The organism is Rhizobium sp. 18065, assembly GCF_902706095.1.
GTDB lineage: Bacteria > Pseudomonadota > Alphaproteobacteria > Rhizobiales > Rhizobiaceae > Allorhizobium.
On sequence record NZ_CACSJP010000002.1, the window covers coordinates 463,983 to 487,271 of the forward strand.

The 23,289-nt window shown below is 60.4% G+C and carries 17 protein-coding genes and 1 pseudogene; 1 reads left to right on the forward strand and 17 read right to left on the reverse strand.

Annotated elements, in window-relative coordinates:
* Positions 1–251: 251 nt before the first annotated feature.
* From ligA to GVK95_RS08080, 11 genes and pseudogenes are all read right to left on the reverse strand, one after another.
* Positions 252–2,123 (reverse strand): annotated as a pseudogene (ligA, locus tag GVK95_RS08030) (NAD-dependent DNA ligase LigA); the annotation flags it as partial.
* Between the two features lie 68 nt (positions 2,124–2,191).
* Positions 2,192–3,004, reverse strand: coding sequence for an endonuclease/exonuclease/phosphatase family protein (locus tag GVK95_RS08035; RefSeq protein WP_159948332.1), 813 nt, complete (start codon positions 3,002–3,004; stop codon positions 2,192–2,194).
* A 42-nt stretch (positions 3,005–3,046) separates the two neighbouring features.
* The gene (locus tag GVK95_RS08040) at positions 3,047–4,495 is read right to left on the reverse strand and encodes a phospholipase D-like domain-containing protein (protein WP_159948334.1); all 1,449 of its coding nucleotides are present in this window, start codon (positions 4,493–4,495) and stop codon (positions 3,047–3,049) included.
* A gap of 64 nt (positions 4,496–4,559) precedes the next feature.
* Positions 4,560–6,233: a DNA repair protein RecN gene (gene recN, locus GVK95_RS08045; RefSeq protein WP_159948336.1), complete on the reverse strand. Its 1,674-nt coding sequence runs from the start codon at positions 6,231–6,233 to the stop codon at positions 4,560–4,562.
* Between the two features lie 46 nt (positions 6,234–6,279).
* Positions 6,280–7,146, reverse strand: coding sequence for an outer membrane protein assembly factor BamD (locus tag GVK95_RS08050; protein ID WP_159948338.1), 867 nt, complete (start codon positions 7,144–7,146; stop codon positions 6,280–6,282).
* A 237-nt stretch (positions 7,147–7,383) separates the two neighbouring features.
* Complete coding sequence (gene lpxC, locus GVK95_RS08055; RefSeq protein WP_159948340.1) at positions 7,384–8,337, reverse strand: UDP-3-O-acyl-N-acetylglucosamine deacetylase; 954 nt, start codon at positions 8,335–8,337, stop codon at positions 7,384–7,386.
* A gap of 262 nt (positions 8,338–8,599) precedes the next feature.
* Positions 8,600–10,363 (reverse strand): cell division protein FtsZ, encoded by a 1,764-nt coding sequence (gene ftsZ, locus GVK95_RS08060; protein ID WP_159948342.1) that lies wholly within the window; start codon positions 10,361–10,363, stop codon positions 8,600–8,602.
* A gap of 96 nt (positions 10,364–10,459) precedes the next feature.
* Positions 10,460–11,791 (reverse strand): cell division protein FtsA, encoded by a 1,332-nt coding sequence (gene ftsA / locus GVK95_RS08065; RefSeq protein WP_007597870.1) that lies wholly within the window; start codon positions 11,789–11,791, stop codon positions 10,460–10,462.
* Complete coding sequence (locus GVK95_RS08070) at positions 11,788–12,687, reverse strand: cell division protein FtsQ/DivIB (RefSeq protein WP_244618708.1); 900 nt, start codon at positions 12,685–12,687, stop codon at positions 11,788–11,790. Before GVK95_RS08070 ends, ftsA begins: the two co-directional genes overlap by 4 nt.
* Before the next feature lie 20 nt (positions 12,688–12,707).
* Complete coding sequence (locus GVK95_RS08075; protein WP_159948346.1) at positions 12,708–13,634, reverse strand: D-alanine--D-alanine ligase; 927 nt, start codon at positions 13,632–13,634, stop codon at positions 12,708–12,710.
* 206 nt (positions 13,635–13,840) lie between these two features.
* Entirely contained in the window at positions 13,841–14,695 is an 855-nt protein-coding gene (locus tag GVK95_RS08080) for a GGDEF domain-containing protein (RefSeq protein ID WP_159948348.1), read from the reverse strand.
* A gap of 249 nt (positions 14,696–14,944) precedes the next feature.
* On the opposite strand from GVK95_RS08080, the gene GVK95_RS08085 reads away from it, so the two are divergent.
* Positions 14,945–16,045 carry a metallophosphoesterase gene (locus tag GVK95_RS08085; protein ID WP_244618687.1) on the forward strand — a complete coding sequence of 367 codons (1,101 nt, stop codon included), beginning with the start codon at positions 14,945–14,947 and terminating at the stop codon, positions 16,043–16,045.
* A gap of 38 nt (positions 16,046–16,083) precedes the next feature.
* On the opposite strand, the gene murB is transcribed toward GVK95_RS08085, so the two are convergent.
* Genes murB through mraY form a run of 6 tightly spaced genes read right to left on the reverse strand, consistent with a single transcriptional unit; the run spans position 16,084 to position 23,273 of the window.
* Positions 16,084–17,064, reverse strand: coding sequence for a UDP-N-acetylmuramate dehydrogenase (gene murB / locus GVK95_RS08090; protein ID WP_159948350.1), 981 nt, complete (start codon positions 17,062–17,064; stop codon positions 16,084–16,086).
* A complete protein-coding gene (gene murC, locus GVK95_RS08095; protein WP_159948352.1) occupies positions 17,065–18,477 on the reverse strand; it encodes a UDP-N-acetylmuramate--L-alanine ligase in 1,413 nt (470 codons plus the stop codon).
* On the reverse strand, positions 18,474–19,595 hold the full coding sequence (murG, locus tag GVK95_RS08100; protein ID WP_159948354.1) for an undecaprenyldiphospho-muramoylpentapeptide beta-N-acetylglucosaminyltransferase: 1,122 nt from the start codon (positions 19,593–19,595) through the stop codon (positions 18,474–18,476). Before murG ends, murC begins: the two co-directional genes overlap by 4 nt.
* A gap of 4 nt (positions 19,596–19,599) precedes the next feature.
* The gene (ftsW, locus tag GVK95_RS08105) at positions 19,600–20,754 is read right to left on the reverse strand and encodes a putative lipid II flippase FtsW (protein WP_159948356.1); all 1,155 of its coding nucleotides are present in this window, start codon (positions 20,752–20,754) and stop codon (positions 19,600–19,602) included.
* A gap of 1 nt (position 20,755) precedes the next feature.
* Positions 20,756–22,165 carry a UDP-N-acetylmuramoyl-L-alanine--D-glutamate ligase gene (gene murD / locus GVK95_RS08110; RefSeq protein WP_159948358.1) on the reverse strand — a complete coding sequence of 470 codons (1,410 nt, stop codon included), beginning with the start codon at positions 22,163–22,165 and terminating at the stop codon, positions 20,756–20,758.
* Positions 22,166–22,172: 7 nt separating this feature from the next.
* Positions 22,173–23,273 carry a phospho-N-acetylmuramoyl-pentapeptide-transferase gene (gene mraY, locus GVK95_RS08115; protein WP_159948360.1) on the reverse strand — a complete coding sequence of 367 codons (1,101 nt, stop codon included), beginning with the start codon at positions 23,271–23,273 and terminating at the stop codon, positions 22,173–22,175.
* Positions 23,274–23,289: the final 16 nt, after the last annotated feature.

Sequence of the window (23,289 nt, forward strand, 5' to 3'; positions counted from 1 at the left end):
TTGTGCTTTTCAAGGAAAAACTCGATTAGCGAATCCGTTGCGACCAAGCCGACATCTTTCAGTTTCACAAGTTCGGTATAGGCAGCGCCAGGAGCACCACTGGCCGCATCAATCACCTTTTCATAAACATTCTTCGCGTCGCCGAATCGCCTCAGAAGACTCTGCTTCTGGCTCGCGTTGAGTTTCACCAGTGCAAGCCAGTTAGTTGGCGTACTGGCCAAAGCCGCTGGGGAATCGCGGTGCGCCGAGGCCAACAAAGCCTTGAGTGTCACATCTCCGATGCCTTCGACCGATGAAAGCTCATGCCAGGCCACACTGGGCCTTTCAATTGAGGCCCTTTCGACTGCGTTTACCACCGCCTGAGGTGTAAGGAACTTCCTTGCCAGCGCTTTCGCAGTTACTTCGCCAATGTTTCGAATTCCAAGTGCAAAGAGAAGGCGGTCCAAGGAAACCCGTCGACTTCTCTCGATTGAGGCAAACAGCTTCTCCACGCCCTCAAAAGAGCGAGCATCCTCGCTCGAGACCTTCTTCCGCTGTTTGCCAGTGCGCTGCTCACGCTCCGTCTGAAGCCGTTCACGATACTCGAAAAGCGCTGTCTTAACTTTGTCCTCGTGTTCGTGAAGTCTGAATATATCGCCGGGTGTGCGAAGCAGACCTGCGCCGAAGAATAGCTCTATATTCTGGTCACCAAGCCCTTCAATGTCGAAGGCATTCCGGGAAACGAAGTGACGAAGACGCTCAATTTGCTGTGCAGAACAAACAAGTCCACCCGTACAACGCCATACTGATTCACCCTCTTCCCGCACTGCATGACTATGGCAAACGGGGCACTCAGGCCTGAAGACATACCTAGACGCGCCATGCGGCCGCTTTTCCAGCACCACGTCCACTACCTGGGGAATCACATCGCCGGCTCGCTGGACGATAACCGTATCACCGATTCGAATGTCATGATCTTCATCGCGAATGCGCTGGCCAGAATTCCCGATACCTTTGATGTAATCCTCATTGTGCAGCGTCGCATTGGTGACCACGACGCCGCCGACGGTGATCGGCTCCAGCCGCGCCACCGGCGTCAGTGCCCCGGTGCGCCCCACCTGGATGTCGATCGCCTGAACCGTGGTAAAGGCCTGTTCGGCCGGAAACTTGTGTGCGGTCGCCCAGCGCGGGCTGCGTGAGCGAAAGCCGAGCCGGCCCTGCAGGTCGAGCCGATCGACCTTGTAGACGACACCGTCGATGTCATAGTCGAGATCGGCGCGCTGCAGGCCGATGTCGCGGTAGTGCGCGATGATATCATCGACAGAGCTCAATCTCCGGGTCAGCGGATTGACAGGAAATCCCCATGTCTTGAAGGTCTCGACCATGCCCCATTGGCTATCGGCCGGCATGGTGGTGATTTCGCCCCAGGCATAGGCGAAGAACTTCAGATTGCGGCTCGCCGTCACCTTGGGGTCGAGCTGGCGAAGCGAGCCCGATGCCGTGTTGCGCGGGTTGACATAGGTCTGCTTGCCTTCGGCCTCCATCTGGGCGTTGAGCGCCAGAAATGCGCTTTTCGCCATATAGACCTCGCCGCGCACCTCGACCACGTCGGGTGCATCCGCCGGAAGCTCGGTCGGGATCTCCTTGATGGTGCGGATGTTGGCCGTGACGTTTTCGCCCGTGGTCCCGTCACCACGGGTCGCAGCCGTCACCAGCTTGCGGTTCTCGTAGCGCAACGACATGGAAAGCCCGTCGATCTTCGGCTCGGCGGTAAAGGCAATCGAATTGTCCGGCAGCATGCCGAGGAACCGATAGACCGACGCGACGAAATCGGCGACGTCGTCGTCGGAAAACGTGTTATCGAGCGACAGCATGGGACGCGCATGAACAACCTGGGCAAAGATGCCGGCAGGCGCTGCACCGACACGCTGCGACGGGCTGTCGGTGCGCACGAGCTGGGGAAACTGCGCTTCGATCGCATCATTGCGCCGTTTCAGCGCGTCATAATCGGCATCGGAAATCTCCGGCTTGTCCTTGCCGTGATACAGGGCATCATGATGGGCGATCTCGGCGGATAGACGAGCCAGTTCGGCCTGCGCCTGCTCTTCTGTCAGATCCTCGACTGCGATCAGTTCAATGGCCATGGCGCCCTCCGAAATTTTACCTGCCGGTCTTACCCCCGAATCCGACAGGTTGAAAAGGCTCGCCTCGACTAATCCTCAGCCGGATGCAGCCTGACCCTCGCCGTCAGCGGCAGATGGTCGGATGCGAGCCGCGCCAGCGGCGTGTCATGCACGGTCATGTCGGAAATCAGATCGGTCCGGTTCGCCATGATCCGGTCGAGCGACAGCACGGGCAGCCGTGCCGGGAAACTCGGGATCGGCGGCGGCAATGGCCCGAAGATCGGCTCCAGCCGGGTCAGCGCCGACCCGGGACCCAATCGCCATTCGTTGAAATCGCCCATCAGGATTGTCGGCCGCTCCGCGCGTGCCTGCAGGAGATCCAGGATCACATCCGCCTGCTGGCGACGCGCCCAGCGCAACAGGCCGAGATGCGCCGCAATCACCCTCAGACCGGCATGACCATCGATATCGATTTCGGCAACCAGCGCGCCACGCGGCTCAAGCCCTGGCAGGGCAATCTGATGCACGTCACGCACCATGCCCTGTCGAAACAGCAGCACATTTCCCCGCCAGCCGTGTGATTTTGGCCCGCCAACCACAGGTACCGCGAGCAAGCCGGTGTCGAGCCGCAGCCGCGTCAGGTCGAGAAGGCCGGACCGCTCGCCGAAGCGCTGGTCTGCCTCCTGCAAAGCGATGACATCCGGCTCGATCTCGCGGATCACCTCGATCACCCGCTCCGGATCGAAGCGCCCATCGGTGCCGACGCATTTGTGCACATTGTAGGAGGCGACGGTGATCATGCCATCCTCGGCCTCGCGCATTGCAGGACCAAACGGTCGCTGACGCCGATTGCGGATCGACGAGATCATCGTCCGCGCGAGACTGCCGTTTGTCTTTTTCATTACACCATCCGGCTCATTCACAGTCAGCACAGCCTGTCGCCACTACAGATAGGGCGATCCAAGCCAGAGGAAACGTTCAAAAAGCCGTATCGGGAACGGTCGGGCGCGAAGTTCATCGAGAATGACCTCATCCGCATCGTCCATGGCTGCCGCAATCCGGCTTTCGATCTCGCTGGCAACCTCCATGTCGAAGATTTCCATGTCGATTTCGAAATTCAACCGCAGCGAACGCGAATCGAGATTGGAAGAGCCGACAAACACCCAGCGGCCGTCAATGACGGCAAGCTTGGAATGATCGAATGGACCGGCTGCCCTGAGCACCCGGCAGCCATCCTTCAGCACCTGATCGAATTGCGCCGTCATCGCATGGCTGACGATCGCCAGATTGTTGCGCGACGGAACGACGATATCCACCTGCACGCCCCGGCGTGCCGCGGTCGCGAGCGCCGAAATCAGCACGGCATCCGGCAGGAAATAGGGCGACATGATGCGGATCGAATGCTGCGCCACCGAAAAGGCTCCGATCAGCATCTTTTGATTGGTTTCCAGATGCGTATCCGGGCCCGATACGATCAACCGGGCATACGATGGTTCACCGGCGACAGCGCCGTCCAGTCCCAGTTGCCATTCCGGCCCCTTCAGCACTTCCCTCGTTTCGAAATGCCAATCTTCGGCAGCGACGGCCAGGATATCGGCGACGATCGGACCGCTGACCTTGAAATGGGTGTCGCGCGCGCCGTCGGGTCCGGTAAAGCCGGCGCGAATGTTCATGCCGCCGACAAAGGCGGTCTTGCCATCGGCAACCACGATCTTGCGGTGTGTCCTGAGGTTCGCATACGGCAGCCGAAGTCCCATGATAACCTTGCCGTTGAAGGCGGCAACCGGCACGCCGGCATCCTGAAGATAACCGATAATGCTTGGCACGCTGTAGCGGGCACCGACCGCATCGATCAGCACACGCACCGCCACGCCGCGCTTGTGGGCCGCGATCAGGCAATCGGCAACCTTGAGGCCGACCGCATCGCGATCGAAGATATAGGTTTCCAGAATGACGCTGCGCTCGGCGGACGCGATGGCTTCGCAGATGGCAGAATAGGTATCCTCGCCCGTGCCAAGCAAAGTGATGCGATTGCCGGAGGAAAGTGGATGCCGCGCCACCCGATCACCGAGCGTCTTCAGCGACGCCATCTGTGGCCCGAACTGTTCGGCGATCACGTCCCCGGCCACCCCGTAAGATGATATACTGCGCCAGAGTTCATCGAGCCGGAGCGCCCGTCGCGAGATCAGCGAGGCGCGTCGGATGCGGTTGATGCCGGCCACGGCATAGATCATTGCTCCGACCAATGGCGACAGCACGATGACGCCAACCCAGCCCAGGGCAGAGCGAACCTCGCGTTTGGTCATGGTCGCATGCACGGCGGCCACGGTGCCGAAAACAATCGACAGGGTGGCAAGCACATGAGGCCAGTAGCTGATCAGAAGGTCAAACATGGTTGCAGGAGCGAAACAGCTTTCACAATCGAATGCAATGGCAATCGAAGGCCACAGATATGGCTCATGCCTCGCCGGCCAGAAGCTTGGCTGCCGCTGCCCGCGCCTCGTCGGTGATCGACGCGCCAGCCAGCATCCGGGCGATTTCTTCCTTGCGGTGATCGGGCTCCATGATCGCAACCCGCGTCGCAATCTTGTCGCCGGCATCGCCCGCCGGTCCCTTGGAGATCAGGAAATGCGTCGCCGCGCGCGCCGCGACCTGCGGTGCATGGGTGACTGACAACACCTGCACCCTGCCCGACAGGCGTTTCAGCCGCTGGCCGATGGCGTCGGCCACGGCGCCGCCAACGCCTGTGTCGATTTCGTCAAACACCAGCGTCGGTGCCGATCCTCGATCCGCCAGCGCTACCTTGAGCGCCAGCAGGAAGCGGGACAATTCGCCGCCGGAAGCAACCTTCATGATCGGACCCGGCCTGGTGCCGGGGTTGGTCTGCACGTGAAACTCGACGGTATCGATCCCCTCGGCCGTGGCGGCTTCCGGGTCGCTGGTCACTTCGACCATGAACTTGGCCCGCTCCAGCTTCAGCGCCGGCAATTCCTGCATCACTATGTCGCCAAGGGCGCTCGCGGCAGTGTGGCGCTTTGTGGAGAGCTGGACGGCCTGATGATCGTAATGCGCCCTGGTCTCCGTCACCGCTGCCTCAAGCTGCCCAAGGCGCTCCTCGCCGGCATCGAGGTCGGCAAGGTCAGTCACCATTTTTTCAGCCAGCGCCGGCAGACCTGTAACGGCCACGGAATACTTGCGGCCCGCCGCGCGCAAAGAAAACAGCCGTTCTTCGACCCGCTCCAGTTCGCGCGGATCGAATTCGGTACGCCGAAGTGCCGCCTCTACCTCCATCTGCGCGCTCGACAGGGTGTCGAGTGCCGAGCCGAGCAACTGCACCGTCTCTTCCAGCAGGCCCGGCGCCTCGTGGCTCTTGCGCTCGAGCTTGCGCATCAGCGACGCGATATGGGGAACCGGCGATGCATTGCCGTTGAGAAACTCGGAGGCTTCGGAAATGTCGCCGGCGATACGCTCGGATTTCTGCATCCGGGAACGGCGCTCGGCCAGTTCTTCCTCTTCGCCATCCTGCGGCGACAAGGCTTCCAGCTCTTCGACCGAGGCACGCAGGTAATCAGCCTCGCGCGCCGCCGCCTCGACCTTCGCCTTGTGCGTCTTGAAGCTGCGTTCAGCATCACGCCAACGCCGATAGCTCTCGCCCAGCGTCACCGCCTCGTCGGAGAGGCCAGCAAAAGCGTCGAGCAGCATACGATGCGCGTCCGTGTCGATCAGGGCACGATCGTCATGCTGGCCATGAATCTCGACCAGCAACTGCCCGGCCTGGCGCATCAACTGCACGCTGACGGCCTGATCGTTGATAAAGGCGCGTGTACGGCCATCGGCAGACTGAATGCGGCGGAAAATCAGATCGCCGTCATCATCGACACCATTGCCGCGCAACAGCGTGCGGGCGGCATGGCTGCCGTCCACGTCGAAGACGGCAGTGACCTGCCCCTTGTCTTCGCCGTGGCGGACAAGCGAACCGTCGCCGCGCCCGCCAAGCGCGAGCGACAGACTATCGAGAAGGATCGATTTTCCGGCACCCGTTTCACCGGTCAGCACCGACAGCCCTGCCTCGAAGGCAAGATCCAGCCGCTCGATCAGAACGATATCGCGGATCGATAACTGGACCAGCATGGGCTCAAGATCTCACTTGACGGACGGTGGCAACAGATAGTGGTTCTCAGCTACCGGTCAGGAATTTGCGACCGGCGCGTGCGATCCACGAACCCTCATTTTCGCGCGGCTCGACACCGCCGCTCTGCAGCAGTTTGTAGGAGTCGGCATACCACTGGCTGTCTGGATAGTTGTGTCCGAGGACGGCCGCAGCAGTCTGCGCTTCCTGAACGATACCCATGGCGAAATAGGCTTCCACGAGACGGGCAAGCGCTTCCTCGATCTGGTTCGTGTTGGAGAATTCCTCGACCACGACGCGGAAGCGCGACACGGCAGCGAGATATTCCTTGCGTTCCAGATAGTAGCGTCCGACCTGCATTTCACGACCGGCGAGCTGGTCGCGGGCAAAACGGATCTTCGCCTGCGCGTCATCGACATATTCCGAATCGGGATATTCGTCGACCACGCGCTGCATCGCCTCAATGGTCTTTTGCGAAGCCTTCTGGTCCTGCGTGACGTTGGCGATCTGCTTCCAGTTGGACAGACCGACCAGATACTGCACGTAAGCCGAATCTTCCGACTTGGGATACAGGCTCATGTAGCGATTGCCGCTGGCAATGGAATCGCCGTAGCGGCCGAGGCGGTACTTGGTGAAGGTGCTCATCACCAGCGCCTTGCGCGACCACTCGGAGAACGGGTGCTGGGCATCGACAGCGTCGAACTTGCGCGCCGCTTCGCTCATGTTGCCCGCCTTGATATTGGCGAGACCCTGATTGTAGAGAACATCCGGCGGATCGGTTTCCGTGGCCAGTTTGGTGATGTCGATGTCAGGATCCGATTGGCAACTGGCGAGCACGCCTGCCAGCGACATCATCACGCAAAGGCTGGCGACACGCGCGGCTTTCTTCACAACGACCGATCCTACTTGACTCATTCCGAAAGATCCCGATTGCAGCGCCGCCTAAAAAGTCGTCGCTTTCAGATGGCGTTTCTAGCCACAAAAGACGTATGAGAGCAACGCAGTGATGGCGATTTAGCGCAATTTTGTGGCGGCGAACGAAGAAAGTTCCAATTCGACCGGTTCCGGCAGGAAAAGCAAAGGCGCCAGTTCGCACGAAGCGGAACCGGCGCCCAAATCATTCAAACGACTTTAGAATCTCGAACAGGACGCTTATGCGGTCCACGGCGCGAATTCGAGCGCCTGGACCGGTACGAATTCGCGCGCACGCGCCTGCAGGCTGCGCGACGGCGCCTCGACCACCTCATAGGCGGAAGCATCGCTCAGCAGCGCCTTCAGCGCATTTGCGTTCAGCTTGTGGCCGCCGCGATAGGAGCGGTAGCAGCCGATGAACTGGGCACCGGCCAGCGCCAGGTCACCCACGGCGTCCAGCGTCTTGTGACGAACGAATTCGTCTTCGTAGCGAAGGCCTTCGACATTGATCACGGTATCGTCGTCCGAAATCACGACGGAATTTTCCAGCGATGAGCCCAGTGCAAAACCTGCGGCCCAGAGGCGTTCGACGTCACGCATGAAACCGAAGGTACGAGCACGCGAAAGCTCGGTCTTGAAGGTCTGTGCCGTCAGGTCGCCCTGCCATTTCTGGCGGCCGATCAGCTTGCTGTCGAAATCGATTTCCACTTCGAAGCGTGTGCCATCGTAAGGATGAAACTCCGCCCAGGAAGCCCCCGCCTCGATGCGAACCGGCTTGGTCACACGGATATAGCGGCGCTTCACGCCCAGATTGGTGATTCCGACCTGTTCGATGGCATCGATGAAAACCTCCGAGCTTCCGTCCATGATCGGCATCTCGGCGCCATCGACTTCGACGATGAGGTTGTCGAGACCGAGCGCATACAGCGCCGCCATCACATGCTCGATCGTTGCGATCGAACGGGTCGCGGATGTCCCCAGCACGGTGCAGAGATCGGTGTTGCCGACATGAGCCGAGACGGCACGGTATTCACTGGTCGAGCCGTCGTCATGCTGACGGCTGAACACGATACCCGTACCGGCTTCCGCCGGCTGCAGGGTGATCGTGACTTCGCGACCGGAATGCACACCAATACCCGTGACAGAAAGCGGAGCCGCGATCGTCGTCTGAAATCCGAGCAAAGCAATTGCCATTCCGAATGCCTTATCTAACTTGGCGCTTGCCTCCAAAAGAAAGCTTCATGCACCAATTGGTCTTTTCCGCGGACTCGATGAGCCCTGTTTCGCATCCATACATACGGAGGTAGCTGCCCCAAGCCAAATCACTGTTTCTTTCCGACTGTAACGAAACTACGCGATTGAAAAAGCACGAGAAAAGCCACACGCATCCTGCCATTTCCAAAAGCAAAAAACCCGGGCTTTTGGCCCGGGTTCCGTAAGCGATCAGAAGCGCTGATCAGTTCGTCTGGCGGCGCAGGAAGGCCGGAATTTCCAGCTGATCGTCCTCGTTCGACGTGCGGGTCGCAGGTGTCGTGCGGCCCTGATCGTCGAGCTGGCCACGACGCGGAGCGTAGAGGCTGGCTTCAGCCGAAAGCGGACGACGCTGCTGCGGTGCGGCAGGCGCCGAGCCGGTCATGTCGCCGACGACCGGCTCTTCGTCCTGATGGCGGCCGAGCGAATTGGTGATTCGCTTCAACAGACCCATCGGGCCACGTTCGTCTTGTGCTGCCGGAGCAGCGGTCTGCGAGCGATGGTCGATTTCAGCCCGCAGGACTGGCGGGAAGTCTTCGACCTTCGGCATGCGTGCCGGTTCCTGTGCCATGCGCGGGGCAGCAGCCATCTGGTCCATCTGCATCGGTGCCTGAGCAACCGGAGCGTGGTAGACCGGAGCCTGCGCGACCGGAGCCGGCTGCGAAACAACGGGGGCCGGAGCCATCATCGGTTCGGCCATGCGCGGTGCCGGGGCCGGAGCAACGTCCTGGGCCGGAGCACCGAACAGGCGGCTGGCCGGGCGGAATTCCGGTTCGGCAGCAGCCTGCGGCTGGGATACAGCCTGACGAGCGATTGCGATTTCGAGTTCGCGCTCCATTTCAGCTTCTGCCGAACGGATGGTTTCTGCGACCGGATCAACGACGGTCTTGGGGGCCTGCGTCATTGCAGGCTGGTATGCGGCCGGCGCCGAAGCAACGGCCGCGGAAGGACGCATAATCGGCTTTGCCAGCGGGGCTGCTTCAAAACCCTTGGAGGCGAGAGCCGCACGGTCGATGCCGGTGGCAACGACGGACACGCGGATGATGCCTTCCAGCGCTTCGTCGAAGGTCGCGCCGAGGATGATGTTGGCATCCGGATCGACTTCCTCGCGAATGCGGGTCGCCGCTTCGTCGACTTCGAACAGGGTCATGTCGCGACCACCGGTGATCGAGATCAGCAGGCCCTGAGCGCCCTTCATCGAGGTTTCGTCGAGCAGCGGGTTGGCGATGGCAGCTTCTGCAGCCTGCATGGCACGGCCCTGGCCGGAAGCCTCGCCGGTACCCATCATGGCGCGACCCATCTCGCGCATCACCGAACGGACGTCGGCGAAGTCGAGGTTGATCAGGCCTTCCTTGACCATCAGGTCGGTGATGCAGGCAACGCCCGAATAGAGAACCTGGTCTGCCATGGCAAAGGCGTCGGCAAAGGTCGTCTTGTCATTGGCGATGCGGAAGAGGTTCTGGTTCGGGATGACGATCAGCGTGTCGACCGACTTCTGCAGTTCCTCGATGCCGGCTTCAGCAAGCCGCATGCGGCGCTGACCTTCGAAATGGAACGGCTTGGTGACCACGCCGACGGTCAGGATGCCCTTGTTGCGGGCGGCCTGAGCAACGACAGGAGCAGCACCGGTACCGGTACCGCCACCCATGCCGGCGGTGACGAAGCACATATGCGTGCCGTTGAGATGGTCGATGATCTCGTCGATGCATTCTTCAGCGGCGGCACGGCCGACTTCCGGCTGCGAGCCGGCGCCGAGGCCTTCGGTGACGCTGACGCCGAGCTGGATGATGCGCTCGGCCTTGGTCATGGTCAGCGCCTGGGCGTCTGTGTTGGCAACGACGAAGTCGACGCCCTGCAGGCCAGCGGTGATCATGTTGTTGACGGCGTTGCCGCCACCGCCGCCGACACCGAAAACGGTGATCCGGGGCTTCAGCTCAGTGATGTCTGGCTTCTGCAGCTTGATGGTCATGGTACCAGTCCCTTCTTTTTCCGGCCGCATCGCCTAGCCGGCCAAGTCATTTCAACAGATTTCCCTGTCCCGAACCTTGTGGTCCGGCGGGTGAACTCAAAAACTCTCTTTCAACCACTGACCCATGCGGGCGAAGCGGCTGTTTCCATTGCCGAAGGGCGAGAACAACCCGCCCTGCCCGGCATGTGTTTCCTGATCCGCAACCTGCGGATAGATCATCAGACCGACCGCAGTGGAGAAGGCCGGTCCCTTGGCAGCTGCCGGAAGACCGGACACTCCCATCGGACGACCAATCCGCACATTGCGGGCGAGAATACGGCGGGCCGCTTCCGGCATGCCTGTCAGCTGGCTGGCGCCGCCCGTCAGCACGACGCGCTTGCCGACCACCGGAGAGAAACCCGACTTCTGGATCCGGTCGCGCAGCAGTTCGAGCGTTTCCTCGATCCTCGCGCTGATGATCCGGGTCAGAAGCGCCCGCGGAACCTGTGTCGGTTGATCGCGGTCGTCCTCGCCGATCGGCGGGACAGAAATCATCTCGCGGTCGTCTGCGCCATTGGCGACAGCCGAACCGTGAACGACCTTCAAGCGTTCTGCATCCTCGATACGGGTCGAAAGCCCGCGCGCCAGATCGGTGGTCACATGATGACCGCCAATCCCGATGGCGTCCGTATGGATCAGCTTGCCTTCTGCAAAGACCGAAATGGTGGTCATACCGCCGCCCATGTCGATCGCAGCGCAACCAAGCTCCACCTCGTCGTCGACCAGGGCTGCAAGGCCGCTGGCATAAGGCGTGGCGACCACACCCTCGACGGTCAGATGGGCGCGATTGATGCAGAGTTCCAGATTGCGGAGTGCTGCACGTTCGGCCGTGACCACATGCATGTCGACGCCGAGGACGTCGCCATACATTCCGAGGGGATCGCGGATTCCCCGCTCTCCGTCAAGCGAAAAGCCAGTCGGGAGCGAATGCAAAACGGCACGATCATTGCCCTGCGACTGCTGTCCGGCAGCGACGAGAACCTTGCGCAGATCGCCCGATTCCACTTCCTGGCCACCGAGATCGATCGTGGCCGTATAGACGTCGGAACCGATGCGACCGGCAGAAACGTTGACGATCAGGCTTTCGACGGTCAGCCCAGCCATGCGCTCGGCCGCATCAACGGCGAGACGGACAACGTTTTCGACCGCGTCGAGATCGGCGATCACGCCGGACTTGATGCCATGCGAGCGCTGATGACCGAGACCGATAACCTCGACATTGTGGGTGCGCCCCGGCAGCACCGAGCTTTCGCGGCGCGGCGTCAGGCGGCCGATCATGCAGACAACCTTTGTCGAACCGATATCCAGCACCGAAACCACATGGGCGCGCTTGGACGAAAGCGGCTTCGTGCGCGGCAGACCGAAATTTGAGCCCCCGAAGAAGTTCATATGTTCTGCTCCGCCTTTTTCAGCGCCTTGCGACGCGCCTCGACTGCAGCAATCCGGCGCTCCTGCGCTTCCGGCGTCAGGCGCACGGCGACCCGATCGTGCAGACGCATGTCGATCGCTGCGATATCGCGCGACAGAACCTGCTGCTCTTCGTCGAAACGTGACAACAGAGCCAGCGACTGATCAATTTCCGTTTCCGGCAGCTTCACCACGATGCCGTTGTCGAGATGGATATCCCAGCGACGGCCGGCGACACGAACGAAAGCCTTCACCCGCGAGGCGATGCCCGGCCACTTGGCAAATTCTTGCTCGATGGCGGCAGCGCCCGTTTCGGCGTCACGACCAACGAACAGCGGCAGGGAGGCAAACTTGTTGTCGCGCAACGGCGCAATGACCGACCCCGAACGCTCGATGATCGACAGATCGGAACCGTGCTGCCAGATCGCATAGGCCTGCCGCTCGCGAAGCAGGACCTCGACGGTGCTCGGATAGACCTTGCGAACCTCGACCGATTCGATCCACGGCAAATCGGCAAGCGACTTGCGCGCCTCGACGATATCGAGACCGAGAAGGCTTGTCGCGCCATCGAGGCCAAGCAACTGCAGGATATCGATTTCAGACGTGTGCTGGTTGCCGGAGACGCGAACATCCTCGATGGCAAAACCCGCCGTCGAGGTCATCGACTGAAGCACCGCCGGACCGTGACCACCGACAACAACCCCATGCAGGGCAACAGCGGAATAGAATCCAACCAAGGTAACCTTGCCGGCATGACGCGGCAGAACGATCCGGCCAGAGCAAAGACTGATCACGAAACGAACGACGCGACGCAACGGACGCGGCAGGACAACGGTATCCGTGGCAGCGACATGCGCGCCGGGATACACTCCCTTGATCTCAGCCGATTTGTTGCCGCTTAGCGCAAACAAGAGGCGTCCTCCACCATCCAACGAACGAATTCACCAAACCCGAGGCCCGCATGGGCCGCCATTTCCGGCAACAGGGAGGTTGGAGTCATGCCCGGCTGATTGTTGAGCTCCAGCCAGATCAGATCACCATCCTCGGAGAACCGATCGTCGTAGCGGAAGTCTGACCGACTCACTCCGCGGCAACCGATCGCCTGATGTGCCTTGACTGACAATGATTGTATTTTTTGGTAAATTTTCGGTGAAATTTCCGCCGGAAGTACGTGCTTGGATCCACCGGCGGCATACTTTGCATCATAGTCGTAGAAGCCATGCCCAAGAGGCACAACTTCGGTGACTGCCAGCGCACGACCATCCATCACGCCACAGGTCAGCTCGCGTCCGGCGACATAGCGCTCCACCATGACGACATCGCCGTAGCGCCACTCGGAGGAGGTAAGGATCTGCGGCGGGTGAGACATATCCTCGCGCACGATGACCACGCCGAAGCTGGAGCCCTCACGAACCGGCTTCACCACATAAGGAGGCTCCATCGGATGTTCGTTACCGATGTCGAAACGGCTCATAACAATGGCTTCCGCGACCGGAATACCGGCAAGCGACGCGATCAGCTTTGCCTGGCGCTTATCCATCGCCAGCGCCGAGGCGAGAACGCCGGAATGCGTGTACGGGATACCGAGATATTCAAGCACGCCCTGGATCGTACCATCTTCACCGAAAGGACCATGAAGCGCATTGAAGGCAACGTCGGGACCCAGAGCAGAGAGAACCTCACCGATATCGCGACCAACATCGACCCTGGTGACCCGGTAGCCCTCACCTTCGAGCGCAGCAGCACACGCCGTCCCGGAAGACAGACTGACGGGACGCTCGGAGGAAATCCCTCCCATCAGAACCGCGACATGCTTGCCACTCATCAACGCCTCTCAACCAATCCAGAACCTGGGTCTGCGAACACTCATGCCGCGACGACCTTTGCAGCATCAGTAGAACAACATTAAGGTTAATGAAGCGTTTACTTTCGTTAACTTGTTGCCCCAGGCCACACCCGATCCGGCTGACTCTAAAGCGGCGAAAATGATCGCAATATATTGAAATTAATGAATTAAATTCAAAAACAAACTCAGGCGCGGCGAAGCGTGGCCGGAGCGTCGATGATGGGCGTCTGCTGACGACTGCGGTCCCCGGCAGCTGAAATCAGCGACGCGGCGTGCACGATTCGGTTCCGGCCGGTGGCCTTGGCATGATACAGCGCCATGTCCGCATCCGAGAAGATTTCGCTGAACCCGCGATCGGCCGTTGCATCCGTCACACCACCTGACACGGTGACGCTGAACACCCTTCCGACCGTTCCGATGGACGCATCCGCCACTCTCGCACGTATCTCATCGGCAAGCTGCATGGCATCCTGAGGTGCTTCGCCGGCGAGCAGCACGGCAAACTCCTCACCACCGATGCGCGACAGCACACCACGCCCCTTGACGGCGACAGCCATCACTGCGGCGACGGTGACAATCACATCATCGCCGGCCTTGTGTCCAAGGCTGTCATTGACGGCCTTGAATCGATCGATATCGAAAAGCAGCAGCGACACAGGTCCCCGGCTCTTTTCAAATTCATCAAGGAAGGCCCGCCGGTTCATCAAACCGGAGAGCATATCGGTGCGGCTGAGCTCTTCGAAACGCTGGCGCGATACGCCGAGATCGTAGACGGCAAAGCCGACGACCGAATAGGCAAGCAGCGCGACGATGAAGGAAACGGGTGGCGTCAGCACGGTGGCGATCACCAGTGCTGGACCGAGATCATAGGGCAGCAGTCCAAAAGCCACGAGGCCGAAATGCGACAGCACATTCAGCAGATAGGCAAAAGCCGCAATCTTGACGGCCATCCGGACAGAACGAGAGAACACAGCCTTGCGCGAAGCGAATTCGCCCAAGCTCAACTGCCGGATTATCCACTCGTTCGTCTTGCTGATCATCGCTCGCCCCAATCGCGGGGCAGCATATTTCAGCGAAGTTAAAAATTCGTGGGAATGCTATGTTCGGCGGTTCAACGTAAATCGCCCGGTGCGTTGCAGGAGGATGAAGCGGAATCAAAATGGTAACGGAGAGCGAGAACCGTTTGGTTTTGTGTCCTTTGTTTCGGCTTGCAATACCCACCCGGCAGATTGCCACCTACGCCAAACCGCCATACCCTTGACTGCTGAAATTATGATTGGGAGCGGCAGATGATTTCAAGGCGTCAGTTGATTGGGAGCGGACTGTCGGCAGGCTTGCCATGGCTTCTCCCGACGCGCCTCTCCGCAAAAGACACGATCCCGCCAACAGACGTGACATTCCTGATCACCAACGACATCCACACCTGCAACATGGGCAGCGGGCTTAGCCCAAATTGCGCAGAGGAAGGCAAGACCGATGAGAACCTTCTGCGCCACATAGCGGCACTGAACCGCATTGAAGACGAGCGTTGGCCGACCCAGATCGACGGAAAGCCCAGCGGCCTGTCCAGCGCCGGACAAAAGATCGCCACCCCGCGCGGCATCGTCGTCAGCGGCGACATGACCGACGATGGCGGAGGCCAGACGGCGCTTGCCGCCGAAGGCTCGCAACTGCTGCAATTTTCCCACCGCTACCAGCAGGGCGTCGGCACGGACCGCGTCCACTACCCTGTGTATGTCGGCCTTGGTAATCACGACCTCGACCAGGACGGCATCGCGCCGCAGGGCGACTGGTATCGACGGGAAATGCGCGAATATGTCCAGATGAACCATCGCCCCAATGTCTTCTTCAAGCCGACGGTGGCGGTCGACAACTACCACGACCTATCCGACACCTATTCGTGGAACTGGGACGGTCTGCACCTGATCCAGGCGCAGCGTTTCGCCGGCGACACCAACAAGGGTGCAGCAAATGCGATCGACTGGCTGAAAAGCGATCTGGCCACCTATGCAGCCGATGGCCGCCCGGTCATCATTTTCCAGCACTACGGCTTCGACGCCTTTTCACGCGAGCGTTGGGATCCGGCAAAAAGCACGTATGACGAAGACGGAACAGGCGCGCCGCATTGGTGGTCCGATGAAGCGCGGTCGGTCTTTCTGGATACGCTGAAAGGCTACAACATCATGGCCATCGTCCATGGCCACCAGCATGAGACGCCGATGCTCTATCAGGCCGAAGGCTACGACATCATAAAACCGAAAGCAGCCTTCATGGGCGGTTTCGGCCTGATCCGGATAACTGACAGGACAATGGACGTGGTGCTGGCGGAGGCGACGGGCAATGACGGCGCCATCAAGTTCACCGCCGCCTTCAGCAAGACTTTTGCCTGAGATAAGACCGGTTTGGCGACCGGTCTTCAGTCGCCCTATCAGGCCGTCGCGGCCACCTGCCCCATGAATGGCTTCACCTCGCGTCCAGGCATGAAAATGCCAAGGCGCTTGATTTCCCATTCCAGCTTGATACCCGAATGTTCAAAAACCTGCTGCCGGACGGTTTCGCCAAGGTATTCCAGGTCGTAGCCGGAGGCATGGCCGACATTGATCATGAAGTTGCAATGCAGCGATGACATCTGCGCGCCGCCGATCATCAGGCCACGGCAGCCAGCCTCGTCAATCAATTCCCAGGCCGAGTGGCCTTCCGGGTTCTTGAAGGTCGAGCCCCCGGTCTTTTCCTTGATCGGCTGCACGGTTTCCCGGTGATGGCGCACCGCGTCCATGTCGGCCCGAATCTTGGCCCGGTCTTCGGTGAAGCCCTGAAACAGCGCACTGGTGAAGATCAGTCCGTCAGGTGCTGACGAATGGCGATAGCTGTAGCCCATATCGGCATTCGACAGGACGTGGATATTGCCCTTTCGATCGACCGCCTCGACCTCGACCAGCCGGCTTGCGGTATCGCCGCCATTGGCGCCGGCATTCATCCGGATCGCACCGCCGATCGAACCGGGGATACCATAGTAGAAATGAAATCCGCCGATATTGTTGTCCATCGCCATGGCGGCAATGTGCTTGTCCGGGCAAATGGCGCCGGCACGGATCAGGTTTTCACCCGCCAGTTCCACCTGGCCGAAACCCTTGGCAGACAGACGAATGACCACACCTGGGATACCGCCATCGCGTACCAGAAGGTTCGAACCCACGCCGACCACGGTCAGCGGCACTTCTTCTGGCAGGAGCTTGAGGAACGCGACCAGATCCGCCGTATCATGCGGCTGGAACATCAGTTCTGCCAGGCCGCCGGCCTGAAACCAGGTGACCCGATCCATCGGCGCATCCGGCGTCAGTCGCCCCTTCAGCTCGTTGACACCTGGGCCCAGCGAGGCCAGCAGCTTTTCCCCATCCACCTGTTTCATTCAAGACTTTCCCGAAATTGCATCAAGTTCCGCAGGCAACACACCGGCCCATTGTGTGATGTTACCCGCCCCCAACAGGACCACAAAATCACCCGGTTGCGCAATGCCTGCGATCAGCGAAGCCAGTTGATCAGCCGAAGGTAGGTAGCGCGCATCGCGATGACCACCGGATTTGATCCGCAAGACCAGCGTTTCCGAATCGATCCCCTCGATCGGATCTTCGCCCGCAGCATATACCGGCGCCAGGAACAATGTGTCGGCATCGTTGAAACAATTGGCGAAGTCTTCGAACAGGCTCGCGAGACGCGAATAGCGATGCGGCTGATGCACCGCGATGATCCGGCCCTTGCAGGATTCGCGCGCAGCTCTCAGCACGGCCTTGATCTCGACAGGGTGATGTCCGTAGTCGTCGAACACCTGAACGTTGTTCCAGGTTCCGGTCAGCGTGAAACGCCGCTTGACGCCGCCGAAGCCTTCCAGCCCCTTGCGAATGGCGTCCTCGGAAATTCCCAGCCGATTGGCAACGGCGATCGCCGCGCAGGCATTGGAAATGTTGTGACGACCGGGCATCGGCAAGATGAGGTCGTTGAACGTGAACACGCGACCCGTGCGACGACGGCGGATTTCCACATCGAAGATCGAACGTGTGCCATCCAGCCGCACATTGGAGAAACGCACGTCAGCCTGCGGGTTCTCGCCATAGGTAATGACCTTGCGGTCTTCGATCTTGCCCACCAGCGCCTGCACTTCAGGATGATCGAGGCAAAGTACACCGAAGCCATAGAACGGCACATTCTCGACGAACTGGCGGAAGGCCGCCCGCGCATTGTCGAAGGTGCCGTAGTAATCCAGATGCTCGGGGTCGATATTGGTGATCACCGCAACATCCGCCGGCAGTTTCAGGAAGGTGCCATCCGACTCGTCGGCCTCCACCACCATCCACTCGCCCTCGCCCATGCGGGCGTTGGTGCCATAGGCGTTGATGATACCGCCATTGATGACCGTCGGGTCCATCTGGCCGGCATCGAGAAGGGCTGCCACCATCGACGTCGTCGTGGTCTTGCCATGCGTTCCGCCGATCGCGATCGCATTGCGGAAGCGCATCAGTTCCGCCAGCATTTCAGCCCGCCGAACGATCGGCAGCAGTTTCTCGCGTGCCGCAATCAGTTCCGCATTGTTCTTCTTGATCGCCGTCGAAACGACGACGACCTCAGCCTCGCCAAGATTTTCGGCCGTGTGACCGACAAATACCTCGATGCCCTTGGCGCGCAGGCGCTGCACATTGGCACTATCGGCCTGATCCGAACCCTGGACCTTGTGACCGAGATTGTGCAGAACTTCCGCGATCCCGCTCATCCCGATACCGCCGATCCCGATGAAATGGACCAGCCCGATGGATTTCGGCATTTTCATTGTTTGGCTCCCTTGACCTGGGCAACACCCTTGCCAGCGGCAATAGCCTCTACCAGATCGGCGAGCAAGCCGGCAGCATCGGGCTTCCCGGTGCTTTTTGCCGCCGCAGCGGTCTTCGTGAGCAATTCCGGCCCTTCAAGCGCCTCTTTCAACAGATCGGCGATCCGTTGCGGCGTCAGTTCGAACTGTGCAATCACCCGGGCGCCGCCATTGGCGGCAAGTGCTGCGGCATTGGCGGTCTGATCGTGATCCAGTGCGTAGGGGTAAGGCACGAGGATGCTCGGCCTGCCGATCACCGCAAGTTCGGATACCGTCGAGGCGCCAGACCGGCAGATCACCAGATTGGCTGCGGCAAGACGCTTTGCCATGTCGTTAAAGAACGGCTCGACATCGGCGCGAAGTCCAAGCCCCTGATAGATGCCGATGACCTTCTGCTGGTCTTCGGGGCGCGCCTGCTGCGTCACCACGAGGCGCTGGCGCAAGTCGAGCGGCAGGAGGGCGATCGCAGCCGGAATGGCATCTGAAAAGAACTGGGCGCCCTGGCTTCCGCCAAATACCACCAGGCGGAATGGCTGACCGGCGGACGACGGAATGTAGTCCTTGGCCGCCGCCGCAATCACGGCCGGACGAACCGGATTGCCAGTCACGACCATCTTCGACGCATGGCTTCCGGAGGGTGCCAGAAACCCGCCTGCAATCGCATCGACACGCGAGGCGAGCATGCGGTTGGCCCGGCCCATGACGGCATTCTGCTCATGCACGGCCGTTGGCACGCCAAGTCCAGCCGCGGCCATCAGGGGCGGCACGGTCGGATAACCGCCAAACCCGATCACCGCTTTCGGCTTCAGCTCAGAGACAAGCTTGCGTGCCTCGCGATAGCCGTTCCACAACGCCAGCAGCGCCTTGACGATCGCTACCGGGTTCTTCGAGCCGATCGTCGCCGAGGCAACGGTGTGAAGGGCATCGGCCGGAAAACTTCCGGCGTAACGTTCGGCACGCCGGTCGGTCACCAGATGCACGCTGTAGCCACGCTGTTTCAGTTCGTGTGCCAGCGCTTCGGCCGGAAACAGATGGCCGCCGGTTCCGCCGGCGGCAAGCAGTATGATCCCCTTGGACATCGTCTTACTCCGCCGGAACGCCGGCAACCGACCGGAACAGGCTACGCTCCTGCGCCCGCTTTTCCGGACGCCGACGCGTCAGGGCCAGAATGAAGCCGGCCGTCACACAGATCGCCGTCATCGACGAGCCGCCATAGGAGATCAGCGGCAGTGTCATGCCCTTGGCCGGCAGCAGTTCGAGATTGACGCCGATATTGATCATCGACTGAATGCCGAGCAGCAACACCAGACCCGCCACAGCAAAGCGGTTGAAGTCATTGCGCTCGCGGTATGCATGGCTGAGACCGCGCAGCACCAGGAAGCCGAAGATCGCCACCAGCAGCATGCAGAAGATGATGCCGAATTCTTCGGCGGCAACCGAGAAGATGAAGTCGGTATGACTGTCGGGAATGATACGCTTGACGATCCCCTCGCCCGGCCCCTGGCCAAACCAGTCGCCACGAATGATCGCCTCGCGGGCGGTATCTACCTGGAATGTATCGCCCTCGCCTGTCAGGAACCGGTCGACACGGCCAGCCACGTGCGGCAGCGTCATGTAAGCGCCGACAAAACCGCTGACGCCCAGAGCCCCCAGCACGACGATCCAGAACCAGGGCACGCCGGCCATGAAAAACATGCTGCCCCAGACGCTGGCGGTCAGAATGGTCTGACCAAGGTCGGGTTGGGCAATCAGCAGGGCAGCAACAATGCCGAAAAGCAGGATCGCAAACAGGTTTCCCGGAATTTCAGGCTGGCGCGCATGTTCGGCGAACAGCCAGGCACAAATCACCACGAAAGCCGGCTTCATGAATTCGGACGGCTGGATCGACAGACCCGCAAGCGACAGCCAGCGGCGGCCACCCTTGACCTCGACCCCGATGAACAGCACCAGAACCATCATGATCAGCGAGATGGCGAGCAATGCCATCGCCGTCCGGCGAACCTGCCGCGGCGACAGGAAGGAAAGGCCGATCATCACGCTCAGCGCCGGCAGCATGAACACGGCATGGCGCTTGACGAAGTGAAAGCTGTCGAGGCCAAGCCGCTCGGCAACCGCCGGCGATGCCGCAAAGGAGAGCATCAGGCCGATGCCCATCAACATGACGAAGATGATCATAAACAGGCGGTCGATGGTCCAGAACCAGTCCGCAAGCGGACCTCTCTCCACACGGCTAACCATATCAATTGCCTCCTGTTGGCATGTCGATCAGCATGGTGACGTCTTCCAGTCCCGCGACGTGACCGACAAAGGCATCACCGCGAACTTCGAAATTCTTGTACTGGTCGAAGCTTGCACAAGCCGGTGACAGCATGACCGCAGAGGCTTCGCCATCTTGATCGGCATCAACGGCTGCATGGGCCAGGGCACGATCGAGTGTGCCGGAAATCTCGTACGGCACCTGCTCGCCCAGCGTCGCGGCAAAGCTCGATGCAGCTTCACCGATCAGATAGGCCTTCACGATATGCGAGTAGAGTGGTGCGAGGCTTGTGATGCCGCCTTCTTTCGGCAGACCACCGGCAATCCAGTAGATCCGCTGATAGCTCGACAAAGCAGGTGCCGCAGCCTCGGCATTGGTTGCCTTGCTGTCATTGACAAACACCACCTGCCGACGTCGACCGACTGGCTGCATGCGGTGTTTGAGCCCCGGAAAGCTGGCAAGCCCTGCCTGTATCTCGGCAACAGAGACGCCAACCGCAAGGCAGGCGCCTATGGCTGCCGCCGCATTCTGTGCATTGTGCGCACCGCGCAGTGTCTGAATCCCGTCAAGCTCGGCGATCGATGCCGTGGCACCGACTTCGGCACGAATGATTCGCGAACCTTCGGCATAAAGACCATCGGCCAAAGGCTGGCGCTTGGAGATCCGCATGACTTTGTGCCCGCCACGCTCGACACGGTCGGCAATCAATTCGCAGTAGCTGTCATCGACACCGACGATCGCCGTTCCCGCTCCGGCGACCAAACGCTCCTTGATCTCGGCATAGTGCTGCATCGTGCCATGGCGATCGAGATGATCGGGCGTCAGGTTGAGAAGAATGCCGGCTGTCGGGTTCAGCGTCGGCGCAAGGTCGATCTGGTAGGACGAGCACTCGACAACGAAGAAGCGGCCGTCCTTCGGAGGATCAAGCGTCAGCACGGCACGGCCGATATTACCGCCCAGTTGCGTATCGCGACCGCTGACAGTCAGGATATGCGCAATCAGCGCCGTAGTGGTCGACTTGCCATTGGTGCCGGTGATGGCGATGAAAGGGCAATTGGGGGCGATAGCACGACGCTCGCGCACGAAAATCTCGACATCGCCGATGATCTCGACGCCTTCGGCCCTCGCCAACGCGACAGACCAGTGCGGCTTGGGATGCGTCAAAGGGACGCCCGGCGACAGCACGAAGGACGATATCGTTTTCCAGTCGAGACTGTGCAGGTCGACGGTGTTGACGCCCTCGCCTGCCGCTTTCGCGACGCTGTCGGGATTGTCATCCCATGCAAAGACATCGGCGCCGCCGGCAACCAGCGACTTCGCTGTCGCAAGACCCGAACCGCCGAGGCCGAACAGCGCAACCCGCTTGCCCTTGAATGTGCTGGCCGGGATCATCTCGGCCTCACCGCAGCTTGAGTGTCGAAAGGCCGAGCATGGCGAGACCCACCGCGATGATCCAGAAGCGGATCACCACCTGGCTTTCGGTCCAGCCGAGTTTCTCGAAATGATGGTGGATGGGCGCCATCAAAAACACGCGCCGTCCCGTCATCTTGAAATAGCCGACCTGGATGATCACCGACAGCGTTTCCATGACGAACAAGCCGCCGATGATTGCCATGACGATCTCGTGCTTGGTCGCAACCGCGACCGAACCAATCAGGCCGCCCAGCGCCAGAGAGCCGGTGTCACCCATGAAAATGGCAGCCGGCGGCGCATTGAACCACAGGAAGCCGAGACCGGCACCGATCACGGCACCCAGCAGCACGGCAAGTTCACCGGTGCCCGGGACGAAATGGATCTGCAGATAGTTGGAAAAAACCGCATTGCCGGTCAGGTATGCAATCACGCCGAACGAGGCGGCCGCAATCATCACCGGCACGATGGCAAGGCCATCGAGACCGTCCGTCAGGTTCACCGCATTGCCGGCCGCGACGATGACAAAGCCACCGAAGAGCACAAAGAAGATGCCGAGATCGATCATGAAATCCTTGACAAAAGGAAAGGTGATCGACGAACCGAAGGTGGAGCCCTGAGCCCCCGAATGCAGCGCCGACCCCATCATGAAATAGACGGCAATACCTGCGATCAGAAATTCAAGACCTAGGCGGGCCTTGCCCGAAAAGCCCTTGTCCGTCTGCTTGGTGACCTTCAGATAGTCATCGTAGAAACCGATCGCGCCAAAGCCCAGCGTCACCAGCAGCGTCGCCACAACATAGACATTGGACAGGTCAGCCCACAAAAGCGCCGACACAACAATGCCGGCAAGGATCATCAGTCCGCCCATCGTCGGCGTACCGGCCTTCTTGAAATGGGTCTGCGGACCATCGGCACGGATCGGTTGTCCCTTGCCCTGTCTGACCCGAAGCGATGAAATCATCATGGGGCCGAACAGGAAGACGACAAGGGCAGAGGTGAACAGGGCAGCACCCGTGCGGAAGGTGATGTACCGAAACAAATTGAAGAATTGAAAGTGGTCCGCCAGTTCCACAAGCCAGATTAGCATTGGAGCCCTTTCCAAA

What these genes read in the sequence shown, in the direction of transcription:
- GVK95_RS08035 (WP_159948332.1), bottom strand. Translation starts at nt 3,004, where the DNA reads ATGAAAAAGACAAACGGCAGTCTCGCGCGGACGATGATCTCGTCGATC.
- GVK95_RS08040 (WP_159948334.1), bottom strand. Translation starts at nt 4,495, where the DNA reads ATGTTTGACCTTCTGATCAGCTACTGGCCTCATGTGCTTGCCACCCTG.
- recN (WP_159948336.1), bottom strand. Translation starts at nt 6,233, where the DNA reads ATGCTGGTCCAGTTATCGATCCGCGATATCGTTCTGATCGAGCGGCTG.
- GVK95_RS08050 (WP_159948338.1), bottom strand. Translation starts at nt 7,146, where the DNA reads ATGAGTCAAGTAGGATCGGTCGTTGTGAAGAAAGCCGCGCGTGTCGCC.
- lpxC (WP_159948340.1), bottom strand. Translation starts at nt 8,337, where the DNA reads ATGGCAATTGCTTTGCTCGGATTTCAGACGACGATCGCGGCTCCGCTT.
- ftsZ (WP_159948342.1), bottom strand. Translation starts at nt 10,363, where the DNA reads ATGACCATCAAGCTGCAGAAGCCAGACATCACTGAGCTGAAGCCCCGG.
- ftsA (WP_007597870.1), bottom strand. Translation starts at nt 11,791, where the DNA reads ATGAACTTCTTCGGGGGCTCAAATTTCGGTCTGCCGCGCACGAAGCCG.
- GVK95_RS08075 (WP_159948346.1), bottom strand. Translation starts at nt 13,634, where the DNA reads ATGAGTGGCAAGCATGTCGCGGTTCTGATGGGAGGGATTTCCTCCGAG.
- GVK95_RS08080 (WP_159948348.1), bottom strand. Translation starts at nt 14,695, where the DNA reads ATGATCAGCAAGACGAACGAGTGGATAATCCGGCAGTTGAGCTTGGGC.
- GVK95_RS08085 (WP_244618687.1), top strand. Translation starts at nt 14,945, where the DNA reads ATGATTTCAAGGCGTCAGTTGATTGGGAGCGGACTGTCGGCAGGCTTG.
- murB (WP_159948350.1), bottom strand. Translation starts at nt 17,064, where the DNA reads ATGAAACAGGTGGATGGGGAAAAGCTGCTGGCCTCGCTGGGCCCAGGT.
- murC (WP_159948352.1), bottom strand. Translation starts at nt 18,477, where the DNA reads ATGAAAATGCCGAAATCCATCGGGCTGGTCCATTTCATCGGGATCGGC.
- murG (WP_159948354.1), bottom strand. Translation starts at nt 19,595, where the DNA reads ATGTCCAAGGGGATCATACTGCTTGCCGCCGGCGGAACCGGCGGCCAT.
- ftsW (WP_159948356.1), bottom strand. Translation starts at nt 20,754, where the DNA reads ATGGTTAGCCGTGTGGAGAGAGGTCCGCTTGCGGACTGGTTCTGGACC.
- murD (WP_159948358.1), bottom strand. Translation starts at nt 22,165, where the DNA reads ATGATCCCGGCCAGCACATTCAAGGGCAAGCGGGTTGCGCTGTTCGGC.
- mraY (WP_159948360.1), bottom strand. Translation starts at nt 23,273, where the DNA reads ATGCTAATCTGGCTTGTGGAACTGGCGGACCACTTTCAATTCTTCAAT.